General features: G+C 65.6%; 12 protein-coding genes. 9 read left to right on the top strand and 3 right to left on the bottom strand.

The genetic code is table 11. The annotated features are described in order from the left end of the window. Positions 1 to 7: 7 nt before the first annotated feature. Complete coding sequence (locus tag QHG62_RS20100) at positions 8 to 1,420, bottom strand: PLP-dependent aminotransferase family protein (protein ID WP_281147449.1); 1,413 nt, start codon at positions 1,418 to 1,420, stop codon at positions 8 to 10. Positions 1,421 to 1,581: 161 nt separating this feature from the next. Between QHG62_RS20100 and gabT the strand changes: the two genes are divergently transcribed. From gabT to QHG62_RS20065, 7 genes are all read left to right on the top strand, one after another. Continuing rightward, positions 1,582 to 2,874: a 4-aminobutyrate--2-oxoglutarate transaminase gene (gene gabT, locus QHG62_RS20095; protein WP_281147448.1), complete on the top strand. Its 1,293-nt coding sequence runs from the start codon at positions 1,582 to 1,584 to the stop codon at positions 2,872 to 2,874. A 28-nt stretch (positions 2,875 to 2,902) separates the two neighbouring features. After that, entirely contained in the window at positions 2,903 to 3,997 is a 1,095-nt protein-coding gene (locus tag QHG62_RS20090) for an ABC transporter ATP-binding protein (RefSeq protein ID WP_281147447.1), read from the top strand. Positions 3,998 to 4,058: 61 nt separating this feature from the next. Continuing rightward, the gene (locus tag QHG62_RS20085) at positions 4,059 to 5,087 is read left to right on the top strand and encodes an ABC transporter substrate-binding protein (RefSeq protein ID WP_281147446.1); all 1,029 of its coding nucleotides are present in this window, start codon (positions 4,059 to 4,061) and stop codon (positions 5,085 to 5,087) included. 27 nt (positions 5,088 to 5,114) lie between these two features. Further along, positions 5,115 to 6,371: an ABC transporter permease gene (locus QHG62_RS20080; RefSeq protein WP_281147445.1), complete on the top strand. Its 1,257-nt coding sequence runs from the start codon at positions 5,115 to 5,117 to the stop codon at positions 6,369 to 6,371. A gap of 22 nt (positions 6,372 to 6,393) precedes the next feature. Beyond that, complete coding sequence (locus QHG62_RS20075) at positions 6,394 to 7,212, top strand: ABC transporter permease (protein WP_157612203.1); 819 nt, start codon at positions 6,394 to 6,396, stop codon at positions 7,210 to 7,212. A gap of 12 nt (positions 7,213 to 7,224) precedes the next feature. Then, positions 7,225 to 8,175, top strand: a complete 951-nt coding sequence (gene speB / locus QHG62_RS20070; RefSeq protein ID WP_281147444.1) for an agmatinase — start codon at positions 7,225 to 7,227, stop codon at positions 8,173 to 8,175. Between the two features lie 443 nt (positions 8,176 to 8,618). Next, the gene (locus QHG62_RS20065; protein WP_281151723.1) at positions 8,619 to 10,097 is read left to right on the top strand and encodes an NAD-dependent succinate-semialdehyde dehydrogenase; all 1,479 of its coding nucleotides are present in this window, start codon (positions 8,619 to 8,621) and stop codon (positions 10,095 to 10,097) included. Between the two features lie 57 nt (positions 10,098 to 10,154). Here the strand turns inward: QHG62_RS20065 and QHG62_RS20060 are convergent, their stop codons facing one another. Continuing rightward, positions 10,155 to 10,721 (bottom strand): flavin reductase family protein, encoded by a 567-nt coding sequence (locus tag QHG62_RS20060; protein ID WP_281147443.1) that lies wholly within the window; start codon positions 10,719 to 10,721, stop codon positions 10,155 to 10,157. 14 nt (positions 10,722 to 10,735) lie between these two features. Then, complete coding sequence (locus QHG62_RS20055; protein WP_281147442.1) at positions 10,736 to 12,001, bottom strand: acyl-CoA dehydrogenase family protein; 1,266 nt, start codon at positions 11,999 to 12,001, stop codon at positions 10,736 to 10,738. 198 nt (positions 12,002 to 12,199) lie between these two features. Here QHG62_RS20055 and QHG62_RS20050 point away from each other — a divergent pair, with 198 nt between their 5' ends. Both QHG62_RS20050 and QHG62_RS20045 read left to right on the top strand, forming a co-directional pair. Then, complete coding sequence (locus QHG62_RS20050) at positions 12,200 to 12,673, top strand: MarR family winged helix-turn-helix transcriptional regulator (protein WP_281147441.1); 474 nt, start codon at positions 12,200 to 12,202, stop codon at positions 12,671 to 12,673. A 21-nt stretch (positions 12,674 to 12,694) separates the two neighbouring features. Beyond that, positions 12,695 to 13,651 (top strand): LysR family transcriptional regulator, encoded by a 957-nt coding sequence (locus QHG62_RS20045; RefSeq protein ID WP_281147440.1) that lies wholly within the window; start codon positions 12,695 to 12,697, stop codon positions 13,649 to 13,651. The last annotated feature ends 2 nt before the right edge of the window (positions 13,652 to 13,653 follow it).

The following is a 13,653-nucleotide window of genomic DNA, read 5'->3' as shown; positions in this document are numbered from 1 at the left end:
GCGCGCCTCAATCCACCTTGCGCTCTTCGATGCTGCGCGCCAGGAAGCGCCAGATCCGCTCGTCCTCGCTGAACGCCACGTTGAAGCGCAGCCAGCCGGTGGGGCGCGGGTTCACCAGAAACAGCTGCCCCGGGCCGAGCATGATGCCTTCCGCTGCGGCAATCCTGGACAGCTCGGCGGTGTCGGTCAGGTCGGGGTGGCGCGCCCACAGGTAGAGGCCCGCCGCGGGCTCGTGAAAAAGCTCGAAGCCCTGGCCTTCGAGCCGCCTTGCCACATTCGAATGCGCCTCGGCCAACCGCTCGCGCAGCGACTTCAGGTGCTTGCGCCAGCGCCCGTCGGTCACGGCGCCGAAGACCAGCCGCTCGGTAATGTCCGAAGACGTGAGCCCCGAGACCATCTTCAGCTGGGCCAGGTCTTCCATCAGCTCGGGCTGCGCCACCACGTAGCCGACCCGCAGGTTCGGAGAAATGGTCTTGGAGAAGCTGCCGACGTACACCACCTGGCGCAACTGGCTCAGGCTGGCAAGCGAGGGCCTCGACGAGGCGTCCATGTCGGCGTAGATGTCGTTCTCGACCAGCGTGAACTGGTGCTCCTGCGCGAGCTGCAGCAGCCGCACGAGCTGCGGCATCGACGCCAGCGAGCAGGTGGGGCTTTGCAGCCGCGGCTGCGTGAAGAAGGCCTTGGGCCGGTGCACCGCCAGCAGCGCCTCCAGCGCGGGCAGGTCGTAGCCGGTGGGCGTGCGCGGCACGCCGATGATGTTCACGCCCAGGAAGCGCAGCATGAACATCAGGTTGGGATAGCCGGGGTCGTCCACCAGCACCTCGTCGCCCGGTTTCAGCAGCTGGCGCGCCACCAGATCGAGCGCCTGGCTGGAGCCCTGGGTGAGCAGCACCTGGCCCGCCTCGACTGCAATCTGCCGCTCGCAGAGCGAATCGGCCACCGCCATGCGCAGCGCCATGTGGCCGAACGGCAGGCCGTAGCCGCCGATGTCCGTGCCGCCGGCCGCGAGGCTGCGCAGGCTGCGGCGCATGCCGTCCTCGAAAAGCCAGTCGTGCGGCAGCCATCCGCAGCCCGGCTTGAGCGGCAGGTTGCGGTTTTCGAAGATCTGCCGCAAGTACCAGCGCGCATCGAAGCGCGGGTCGGGCTGGGCGGCGGTGGCTCCGCTGCCGGCGGGGTTTTCGTCGCTTCGCCGCTTGACGAAGAAGCCCGCATTGGCGCGCGACACCAGGAGCCCCTGCGCCACCAGCCGGTCGTAGGCCTCGACCACCGTGAAAACGCTCACGCCATGGGTCGCGGCAAAGGCGCGAATCGAAGGCAGCTTGCTGTCGGCCTTGAGTTTCTGGGCGCCGATCAGCCCGCGGAGCCCTTCCACGATCTGACTCACGAGCGGAGTCGGCTGTTCGGGATGAAGAATGAGCATCGGAGGGGGCCCGGCGGGCCGAATCTGCACCATATTGAGGAAAGTATGTACAGGATACAAGACCAGCACAGTCCGCCGATCCACGGCTCGGGGTGTACATGGTCAGGCCCGGATGCGAAACCTAAAGTGCCAGCATCTTCTTTCAGGCACAGGTCGTATCCATGCAGCGCGAACCCCATCTCACCAATGCCGCCCTCATGGCCCGCCGCGGCGCGGCCGTGGCCCGCGGCGTTGGCCAGGCCCATGAAATCTTCGTCAGCCGGGCGGCCAACGCCGAGGTCTGGGACGTGGAAGGGCGCCGCTACATCGACTTTGCCGGCGGCATCGCGGTGCTCAACACCGGCCACTGCCACCCCGAAATCAGCGCGGCGGTCAAGGCGCAGGTCGACCTGTATTCGCACACCTGCTTCCAGGTGCTGGCCTACGAACCCTATGTGGAGCTGGCCGAGCGGCTGAACGCGCTGGCGCCGGGCAACTTTGCGAAGAAGTCGATCTTCCTGAGCACCGGCGCCGAGGCGGTCGAAAACGCCGTGAAGATCGCCCGCGCCTACACCAGGCGGCCGGGCGTCATCGCCTTTACCGGCGGCTACCACGGCCGCACCATGATGACGCTGGGCCTCACCGGCAAGGTGGCGCCCTACAAGATCGGCTTCGGCCCGTTTCCGGGCGAGGTGTTCCATGCGCTGTACCCGAACGCACTGCACGGCGTGAGCGTGGACGACGCCCTGCATTCGGTCGAGCTGCTGTTCAAGAACGACATCGAGCCCGAGCGCGTGGCGGCCTTCATCCTGGAGCCGGTGCAGGGGGAGGGCGGCTTCTACGTCGCGCCCAACGATTTCGTCGAAGGCCTGCGCGCGCTGGCGGACCGCCACGGCATCCTGATCATTGCCGACGAAGTGCAGACCGGCGCCGGCCGCACCGGCACCTGGTTTGCCAGCGAGCAGTGGCCCGTGGCGCCCGACCTGATCACCACCGCCAAGTCGATGGCGGGCGGCTTTCCGATCTCCGGCGTGGTCGGCCGCGCCGAGGTGATGGATGCGCCCGCGCCCGGCGGGCTGGGCGGCACCTACGCCGGCAGCCCCATCGGCTGCGCCGCGGCGCTGGCGGTGCTCAAGGTGTTCGACGACGAGCAGCTGCTGGCGCGCAGCAGGGCGCTGGGCGAACGGCTCACGGCGGGCCTGCGCCGCATGGCGGCCGAGATTCCGGCCATCGGTGACGTGCGGGGCCTTGGCGCCATGGTGGCCATCGAGCTATTCGAAGAGGGCGATACGGCGCGTCCGGACGCGGCATTGACCCGCCGGGTGGTGGCTGAAGCGGCGCGGCGCGGGTTAATCCTGCTGTCATGCGGCACCTACGGCAATGTAATTCGCGTGCTGGTGCCGTTGACGGCATCCGACTTGCTTGTGGACGAAGGCCTGTCGCTTCTCGCGGACAGCTTCGCCGCGCTGCGCTGACCGGTCCCTTTTTCTCTTGAACACCTCCATGACAGCAGAACCCCTGGTGCGTTTCCAGCGCGTTCAGAAAACCTACGACGGCGAGCACCTGGTGGTGCGCCAGCTCGACCTGGACATTCACCGCGGCGAGTTCCTGAGCCTGCTCGGACCGTCGGGTTCGGGCAAGACCACCACGCTGATGATGCTGGCGGGCTTCGAGTCGCCGACCTCCGGGGAAATCCTGCTGAACGGCAAGCCGATCACGGGCACGCCGCCGCACAAGCGGCACTTCGGCATGGTGTTCCAGAACTACGCGCTGTTTCCGCACCTGAGCGTGGGCCAGAACGTGGCCTACCCGCTCACCGTGCGCAAGGTGCCGAAAGACGAGCAGCAGCGCCGCGTGCAGCGCGCGCTCGACATGGTTCAGCTGCGCGGCATGACCGACCGGCTCCCGGGCCAGCTTTCGGGCGGCCAGCAGCAGCGCGTGGCGCTGGCGCGCGCGCTGGTGTTCGAGCCCCAACTGGTGCTGATGGACGAGCCGCTGGGCGCGCTCGACAAGCAGCTGCGCGAGCACATGCAGATCGAGCTGAAAGACCTGCACCGCCAACTGGGCGTGACCTTCGTCTACGTGACGCACGACCAGAGCGAGGCGCTCACCATGAGCGACCGCGTCGCGGTGTTCAACGAGGGCGTGATCCAGCAGCTGGACACGGTCGACAGGCTGTATGAAAAGCCCTCCAACCGTTTCGTGGCCGGCTTCGTCGGCGACAACACGGTGCTCAAGGGGCAACTGAGCCGCGCCGGCGAACACGCCGAAATGACGCTGCCCGACGGCCGCGTGCTGAGCGGCCTCAACGTGGGCGCAGCCGCTGCCGGCAGCGCCGTGGAGGCATGCATTCGCCCCGAGCGCGTGGTGCTGCACCGCGGCAGCGAGGTGTCGGGCCCCAACATGCTGCAGGCCGAGGTGGCGCGCGTCATCTACTTTGGCGACCACCTGCGGCTGCTCTGCAATGTGGGTGGCGGGCAGGCCGAAGCCACAGTGAAGCTGCCGCTCACCGGCCTCAACGGCGCGGCCGCACCGCAAGGCGGCGAGTCGGTGTCGCTCGAATTTCCGGTTGCGCATGCGCGCATGTATGCACTCTGACGTGCGCTCCGAATCCCGTTCCGTTTCTCGCTCCCGTTCATTACCCAGGACTCAAACCACCATGAAAAAGACACTCATCGCCTGCACCGTCGTCGCCAGCTTCGCGCTGCCGGCGCTTGCCCAGCAGCAGCTCACCGTCGTCAACTTCGGTGGCGCCAACGCCAACGCGCAAAAGAAGGCGTACTACGAGCCCTACGAGAAGGCCGGCACCAAGATCATTCCGGTCGAATACAACGGCGAGCAGGCCAAGATCAAGGCCATGGTCGAAACCAAGAAGGTCACCTGGGACGTGGTCGAGGTCGAATCGCCCGATGCGGCGCGCGGCTGCGACGAAGGCCTGTTCGAAAAGCTCGACTACGCGAAGATCGGCAACAAGGCCGACTTTCTTCCGGCAGCGGTCACCGACTGCGGCGTGGGCCTCTTCGTGTGGTCGACCGTCATGGCCTACAACGGCGAAAAGCTCAAGACCGCGCCCACCAGCTGGGCCGACTTCTGGGACGTGAAGAAGATCCCGGGCAAGCGCGGCATGCGCAAGGGTGCGCGCTACAACCTGGAGTTCGCGCTCATGGCCGACGGCGTAAAGCCGGCCGACGTGTACAAGGTGCTGGCCACCAAGGACGGCGCGGAACGCGCGTTCAAGAAGCTCAGCGAACTCAAGCCGAACATCCAGTGGTGGGAAGCCGGCGCGCAGCCGCCGCAGTTTCTGGTGGCCGGCGACGTGGTGCTCACCACCGTGTACAACGGCCGCATCGACGCCGCCAACCGCGAGGGCCGCGACCTCAAGATCTTCTGGCCGGGCGGCATCTACGACCTGGACTACCTGGTGATTCCGAAAGGCGCACCCAACAAGGAAGCCTCGCTCAAGTACATCCAGTTCGTGATGCAGCCGGCCAACCAGGCGGTCTACGCGCAGAACATCGCCTATGGTCCCGCCAACACCAAGGCACTGGCTTCGCTCAGCCCCAAGGTGCTGGCCGATCTGCCGACATCGGCGGGCAACGCGAAGGAAGCGCTGCAGTTCAACGTCGCCTTCTGGGCGGACCAGGGCGAGGCGCTCGAGAAGCGCTTCGCATCCTGGGCCACCCAGTAACCGGCAAGCGAGCGAACGAAAGAGGCCATGCACGCGGCAACGACTGTTCCCCTGGTTCCGGCGGAGGCGCCCCCTGTTTCGCTGCGGCGTGCGCTGGCCCGCGCCGAGGCGCGCCGCAAATGGCGGGCGTTCGCGCTCACGGCGCCGCTCCTGGTGTTCCTGTTGCTGACGCTGCTGGTGCCCATCGTCGCGCTGCTGCAGCGCGCAGTCGAGAACCCCGAGGTGGCCAATGCGCTGCCGCGCACCGTGCGTGCACTCGTCGGATGGAACCGCAAGGAGGCGCCCGCGCCCGCGGCCTACGCCGCCATGGCGGCCGACCTGGGGCAGTTGCCCGACAGCTCCGACGCGGGTGCCCTGGCGCGCCGCCTCAATACTGAAATTGCCGGCGCACGCTCGCTGGTGATGAGCACCTTCAGGGCGCTGCCGATTGCCGGCACGCCCGAAGAAGTCAAGGCGCGCATGCTGGAGCTCGATCCGCGCTGGGGCGAGGCACCGTACTGGCAGGCCATTGCCAAGAACGGCTCGCGCTGGACGCCCGACTACCTGCTGGCCTCGCTCGACCTGCGGCGCAACGTGGCGGGAGAGGTAGAGCGCATGCCCGACGACCAGCGCGCATTCGCCAACATTCTTCTGCGCACTTTTCACATCAGTGCGGTGGTCACGTTTTTCTGCCTGCTGCTGGCCTATCCGCTGGCGTGGTGGCTGTCGACCTTGCCCGCGCGCAAGGCCAACGTGTTGATGATCCTGGTGCTGGTGCCGTTCTGGACGTCCATCCTGGTGCGGGTGGCGGCGTGGATCGTGCTGCTGCAATCCGAAGGGCTGGTGAACCGTGGCCTCATGGGCATCGGCCTGATCGACCATCCGCTGGCGCTGCTGTTCAACCGCACCGGCGTGATCATCGCCATGGTGCACATCCTGCTGCCGTTCATGATCTTGCCGCTCTACAGCGTGATGAAGAGCGTGCCGCCCACCTACCTGCGCGCGGCCGTCTCGCTGGGCAGCTCTCCACTGGCGGCGTTCTTTCGCGTGTATGTGCCGCAGACCTATCCCGGCATCGGCGCGGGCGCGCTGCTGGTCTTCATCCTGGCCATCGGTTACTACGTGACGCCGGCGCTGCTCGGCGGGGCCGACGACCAGATGCTGAGCTACTACATCGCGCGCTACACCAATGTGGAAATCAACTGGGGCATGGCCTGTGCGCTGGGCGCCGTGCTGCTGGTCGCCACGCTGGTGCTGTATGCCGTGTACCGCCGCATCGGCAAGGCCGAGCTGAGCCTCGGCTGAACGGCACGAAGGACACACACGCATGTTCAAGCTTCCTCAATTTCCGGCCTACGCCACCTTCGCCGACAAGCTCGGCTGGTGGCTGGTGCGCGCCGGCTGTGTCGCGGTGCTGGCTTTTCTGCTGGCGCCCATCCTGGTCGTGATTCCGCTTTCTTTTTCAGACAGTTCGTTTCTGGCCTACCCCATCCGGGGTTGGTCGCTGCAGTGGTACCGCCACCTGTTCGAGTCGCCCGAGTGGGCACGCGCGGCGCGCAACAGCTTCATCGTCGCGCCGGCCGCGACGGCGCTGGCCACCGTGCTCGGCACCCTGGCGGCGGTGGGTTTGTCGCGCACCAACTTCGCGTTCAAGGGCCTGCTCATGAGCGTGCTGATCTCGCCGATGGTGGTGCCTATCGTGGTGGTTGGCGTGGCCGCGTACCTGTACTTCGCGCCCCTCGGCCTGGCCGACACCTACTTCGGGCTGATCGTTGTGCATGCGGCGCTTGGCGCGCCATTCGTGCTGACCACCGTGCTTGCCACGCTGGCGGGCTTCAACCACAACCTGGTGCGCGCGTCGCTGAGCCTGGGCGAAACGCCGTTCAGGACTTTCATGCGCATCACGCTGCCGGTGATTGCGCCGGGCGTGATTTCGGGCGCGCTGTTCGCCTTTGCCACTTCGTTCGACGAGGTGGTGGTCACGCTGTTTCTCGCAGGGCCCGACCAGGTGACCTTGCCGCGCCAGATGTTCACCGGCATTCGCGAGAACATTTCGCCCACCATTGCGGCAGTGGCAACGCTGCTGATCATTTTCACCACCGCGCTGCTGCTCGCGCTCGAATGGCTGCGCGGCCGGCAGCGCTAAGGCGAGGCTCCCATGACCACACCGAACCAGCCGCTCGGCGGCAACAGCATGCCGCGCTTCGCCGGCCCTGGCACCATGATGCGGCTGCCGGCCGCAGCGTCGGCGCAGGGGCTCGATGCAGCGTTCATCGGCGTGCCGCTGGACATCGGCACCTCCAACCGGCCGGGCGCGCGCTTCGGGCCGCGCCAGATCCGCGCTGAATCGGCGCTGCTGCGGCCCTACAACATGGCGACAGGTGCGGCGCCTTTCGACCGGCTGAACGTGGCCGACCTGGGCGACGTGCCCATCAACACCTATTCACTCGAAAAATCGGTCGACATCATCTCGGCCTTCTACGACACGGTGCTGGCCGCCGGTTGCGCGCCGCTCACGCTCGGCGGCGACCACACGATTGCGCTGCCGATCCTGCGCGCGGTGGCGCGCAAGCATGGTCCGGTCGCGCTGGTGCATGTCGACGCGCATGCGGATGTGAACGACGACATGTTCGGCGAGCGCATCGCGCACGGCACGCCGTTTCGCCGCGCGGTGGAAGAGGGGCTGCTGGCGTGCGACAAGGTCTGGCAGATCGGCCTGCGTGGCACCGGCTATGCGGCCGACGACTTCGACTGGCCGCGCCAACAGGGCTTTACCGTGGTGCAGGCGCACGAGGTCTGGTACCAGTCGTTGGCGCCTTTGATGGCACAAGTGCGCGAGCGCATCGGGCCTTCGCATCCGGTCTACATCAGCTTCGACATCGACGGCATCGACCCTTCGTTTGCCGGCGGTACGGGCACGCCGGAGATCGGTGGGCTTACGGTGCCGCAGGCGTTGGAGATCGTGCGGGGGTGCCGGGGCTTGAATGTGGTTGGGGCCGATCTGGTGGAGGTGAGTCCGCCTTACGACGTCAGCGGGAATACTGCGCTGCTGGGGGCCAATCTTTTGTATGAGATGTTGTGTGTGCTGCCTGGGGTGCCTTATCGGTGACGGTGCGTGGTCTTTTTAGGCGCTGCTGTTTTCAGGGCGAGTGCAAAGGCCACCGGGTACTCCCCTCCGCGAATGTCCCCCGCCTTCGGCTCCTCCTTTATTTCGCTAAAGGCCACCGGGCACTCCCCTCCGCGAATGTCCCCCGCCTTCGGCTCCTCCTTTATTTCGCTGCGCGGAGCACCCGATGCCCTGTGCACTGGGGCACGCTCGTGGTGCACCGCTGATCAACGACCAGCGCGTATGACGCACACGTCGATGGGGTGCCTTGCGCAGCGAAATAAAGGAGGAGCATCGGGTGCTCCCCGCAGCGAAATAAAGGAGGAGGCCGCAGGCCGGGGGACATTCGCGGAGAAAGGCACCCCGTCGGCGGGTGCGCACCCTGAACAGCAGCGTCACCAAACAAGCCCCTCAACCAAACAGAATCGCAAACAAAACTCGAGACCATCGACATGAAAACATCTCCCCTTGCATTGCTGAACGACCCGACCCTCCTGAAGACAGACGCGCTGATCGCCGGCGAATGGATTCGAGGCAAGAGCCGCTTCGATGTGAACGACCCGGCCACCGGGCTGAAGCTGGTCGACGTTGCCAACCTCACGCGTGCGGACGCTGCCCAAGCCATTGCGGCGGCCAACAAGGCGCTTGCTGCCTGGCGCGGCAAGACGGGCAAGGAGCGCAGCATCGTGCTGCGCAAGTGGTTCGACCTGCTGGTTGCCAACACCGAAGACCTGGGCCGCCTGATGACTGCGGAGCAGGGCAAGCCCTTTGCCGAGGCCAAGGGAGAGGTGGCCTACGGCGCGAGTTTCATTGAATGGTTTGCGGAGGAGGCCAAGCGCGTGAACGGCGAGGTGCTGCCGCAGTTCGACAACAACCGGCGCTTGCTGGTCATGAAGCGGGCCATTGGCGTGTGCGCCGCCATCACGCCTTGGAATTTTCCGCTCGCCATGATCACGCGCAAGGTTGCACCGGCATTGGCCGCGGGCTGCACGGTCGTCATCAAGCCGGCGGAGCTCACGCCGCTTACCGCACTGGCCGCGGCCGAGCTGGCGGTGCGCGCGGGCATTCCGGCGGGCGTGCTCAACGTGCTCACGGCAGACAGCCAGAACAGCATTGCCGTCGGCAAGGAACTTTGCGAGAGCGACATCGTGCGGCATCTGAGCTTCACCGGCTCCACCGAGGTCGGCCGCATCCTCATGAGCCAGTGCGCGCCCACGGTGAAAAAGCTCTCGCTCGAGCTTGGCGGCAATGCGCCCTTTTTGGTGTTCGACGATGCCGATGTGGATTCGGCGGTCGAGGGTGCCATGGCCAGCAAGTACCGCAATGCCGGCCAAACCTGCGTGTGCGCGAACCGGTTGTATGTGCAAGACGGCATCTACGACAGCTTCGTCGAGAAGTTCGCTGCCAAGGTCAAGGCGCTCAAGGTGGGCAACGGCTTTGACGAGGGCGTGGTGCAGGGACCGCTCATCGAAGATGCGGCCGTCGACAAGGTGCAGCGGCACGTCGACGACGCGATTGCCAAGGGCGGCAAGCTGCTGGCCGGCGGCCACAAGATCGAGGGGCAGTTCTTCGAGCCGACGGTCATTGCCGAGGCCACGCCGGACATGCTGTGTGCGAAGGAAGAAACCTTTGGCCCCTTTGCGCCGGTGTTCCGCTTCAAGACCGAGCAGGACGCCATCGATGCGGCGAACAACACCGAGTTCGGCTTGGCCAGCTACTTCTACACCCGCGACGTGGGCCGTATCTTCCGCGTGGCGGAGGCGCTGGAGTACGGCATGGTCGGCATCAATGCCGGCGTGATCGCCACGGAGCACGTGCCCTTCGGCGGCGTGAAGCAGTCAGGCCTTGGGCGCGAAGGTTCGCACCATGGCATGGACGACTACGTCGAGATCAAGTATCTCTGCCTGGGCGACATCCAGAAGTAGAAGCAGCAGGGCTCCTTGGGCGACGGGTCGGCGTTTTGTGCCGACTCGTCTCGCCCGTCAAGCCGGCGCCGCATCGTTGCCTTGCGGCCGCTCCAGGTTCTCGGCAAGTTCCCACAGCGACCCCATCTGCCCTGAATGAAAAAGCAAGGGTGGCGTGTCCGTTCGGGAGAACCGATCCACACGGCCAAGGATGATGGTGTGGTCGCCTTCCTGGTGGCGCGAGTAGGTCGAGCATTCGAAGGTCGCGACGCTCTCGACGAGCCTTGCACACCCATTCGGCGCGACCTCGAATGCCTCGGAAAAGCGTTCGAACTTGTCCGCTGCGGGCTTCGCGAAATGCCAGGCCAGGTCCCTCTGCCCGGCGGTCAGCACGCTGAGATTGAACGGCCGTGCCGCAAGGAATGCATCGGCGCTGCGGGTGTCGTCGCGAATGCTCCACAGGATCAATGGGGGATCCAGCGACACCGAAGCGAACGAGTTGATCGTCATCCCTTCGCGCTTGCCGTCCGGTGTAGTGGTGGTCACGAGGCACACCCCCGTGGGAAAGGCGCCGAGCGCCTGACGCAGCTGGCGGGCATCGACCGTTTCGGCCGCATCGCCCGTAATGAGAGCCCAGGAGTACATGGCCGTTGTCCCGGTCAGTACTGGCCCTTCGGCTCCAGGCCGAGCAGGTACTGGCCCACCATCGAAGAAACCGCGTCCCAGTTGAGGCTGATGTGGCGCGAGATGGCATTCGTGTCGCGCCACATGCGCTGGATCGGCTGGTTCAGCGACAGGCCCGCGCCGCCCACGCTGGCGAATATCGCTTCGACGGCATCGCGCGAGAGACGTGCGGCAAACGCATGGTCGCGCCGGTTACGGATTCGCTGTTCCACGCTGATGATGTGGCCGTCGACCGCCATCTGCTCCACCTGCGCGGTGTCGCGATAAAGCAGGAGCCGCGCTGCATCGACGCTCGCCGAGGCTTCGGCCAGCCGCGACTGCACTGGAAAGAACTCGCTCAGCCTGCTGCCGCCTCCGGCAACCGCCCCTCGCGTGACGCGCGTTCCGGCCAGCGCGATCAGCTCGTCGACCGCGCCTTGCGCGGTGCCGATGATCGGCGATACAAGGCAAACCGGCACCGCCGAAAGAAAGGGAATGCGGTAGATGGGATTCGTGTTGACCACGGCACCGGGCGGGCTGTTGGACGAAGCTTCCGCGAAGGTCAGCTTGCGGTGCCCCGGAATGAACAACGGCTTGTCGATCACGATCGCCTTCGAGCCGGTACCCGCCTGCCCGGCCACGTGCCAGTTGTCCTCGATGGCCCAGTCCGCTCGCGGTGCGAGCAGGAAGCCGGCGCTGGGCGGCGCGCCTTTTTCTTCGGGTGGAAATTGAACCCCCAGCAAGGCCCACTGGGAGTTGTCCACGTTGGATGCAAAGAGCCACTTGCCTTGCACGAGGTAACCGCCGTCTACCTTTTCGGCCATCGTCGCGGGAGCATACGAACCGCAAACGATCGCGTTCGGGTCCTTGCGCCAGACGTCGTCCTGCGCCTGTTCCGGAAAGATCGCGACGAGCCATTGGTGAATGGCGCCCAGCGAGCAACCCCAGGACGACGATGTGCAGCCCCGTGCCAGTTCGCTGACCACGTCGATGAAAGCGGTAAAGCCGTACTCGTAGCCGCCGTAGCGCGCGGGTTGCATCAGCTTGAAGAAGCCAGCCTCATGGAATGCCTGCGTGGTTTCTGCGGAAACGCGGCGCTCCTGTTCGGTGCGTTGTGCCCGTTCGCGAAGTATTGGCACCAAATTGCTTGCAGACGCAACTAGTTTTTCGATCGGAGGTGCATCTCTCACGGGCGACTTGCGGCCCGGGGCGGTAAGGTCGACGCGGTCCAGGCGGGCGAAGGGGTTCAAGGCTTCAGTCATGGGTTGTCTCCGGATGGGTGGATGGGGAACTCGACAGGCAGGCCTCGATTGGAGCTTATGAAACTTGCAAATGCAAATAATAAATGCTTGGGGTTTACGCTATATCCATGACGCGTTTCGCCTGTAGCATTCGTCATGGTCACAAGAAATTCACCCGAGGCAAAGGCTCGGCAGAGGCGCGGCACACGCGCCGAGACGATGTCAAAATTGAATGCAACTGCAGATAAATTGCCGGATCACGATCTGGAGCGGGCCATTCCATACCTGCTTGCACGCGCAGGTATGCGAATGGGCCAGTCGTTCAGCAAGGAGCTCAAGCAGTTCAAGCTCTCGCTCACCGAATGGCGGGTTTGCGTCGCGCTGCACCACAAGGCGCACCAGCGGCTCTCCGACCTTGCGCTGCACACATCCACGGACCCTTCCACGCTCTCGCGGGTGGTCGACGGTCTTTTGCAGCGCGGCGTGCTGGTGCGCGACCGGTCGGACGAGGACGCCCGCGCGCTCGCGCTGAGCCTGACCGAGGCCGGCCGCGACCTCACGTTGCGAATCATCCCGCTGGCCCAGGTCTACGAGCGCGTATCGTTGTCCGGACTGACTGCCGCACAGGCCGAATCCCTGCGCGACATGCTCCGGATGGTCTACGACAACCTGGCGGTCCTGGACAACGAGTAACGCTCGGAAGGAGGCGGCGCGGTGAACATCAACTCCATTGACCTGAATCTCTTCCTGGTGTTTCAAGCGATCTACGCCACGCGCAGCGTCACGCTCGCGGGCGACCGCCTCGGCATGACGCAGTCTGCGGTGAGCAACGCCCTCAAGCGCATGCGCGAGCGCTTCAACGACGCGCTCTTCGTGCGGTCGGCAGATGGAATGGTCCCCACGCCGGTGGCCGAGCGGCTCATCGCCCCCATCGAGGAAGGCATCGCCTGCCTGGTGCAGGCCGTCGATCAAGGCCGGACGTTCGAGGCGGAGACATCCAGCCGTATTTTTCGCATTGCGGTCAACGACATCGGACAACTGGTCATGATGCCCGAGCTGCTGTCGGTCGCCCGCGGCATCGCGCCCGGGGTTCGCTTCGAAACCGTGGACGTCTCCATGGCCGACGCCCGGCAGCGAATGCTCCACGGCCAGGTCGACATCGCGCTGGGCAGCTGGGAATCGATGGGGCCGTCGTTCTATCAGCAGCGGCTGTTCGACGAGACATTCGTCGTCCTGATGTCGAAGACGTCGCCCCTGGGCACCCGCGAGCGCATCGAACTGGACGACTATCTTGCGGCCGAACACATCGCCTACCGGCCGCAGGGAACAACCGATTCGCAACTGCAGCAAACCCTGGAGAGGGCGGGTGCGCTCGACCGGCGGCGGGTGGTGCTGACTGCCGCCCATTCGCTGGGCCTGTCATCGATCGTCGCTACCTCGGGCCTGTTGCTGACCGCACCGGCCCGTCTTGCCAAAGCGATGGTGGCGTCGCGCGCAGACCTGCGCAGCGTCGAGGCTCCCTTCGATGTCACGCCCTTCGAAATACGCCAGCAATGGCACGAGCGGTTTCACCAGGACAGCGGCAACCGCTGGTTGCGCGAGCTGATATTCGGCCTCTTCCACGAACGCTCGAGCCGCGAGCTTGTGCCACCGCAGGCGCGGCACAGGTGACG

Origin of the sequence: Variovorax paradoxus, from assembly GCF_029919115.1 — a bacterium.
GTDB classification, from domain to species: domain Bacteria; phylum Pseudomonadota; class Gammaproteobacteria; order Burkholderiales; family Burkholderiaceae_C; genus Variovorax; species Variovorax paradoxus_O.
This window is presented reverse-complemented; position numbering and strand designations above follow the sequence as displayed.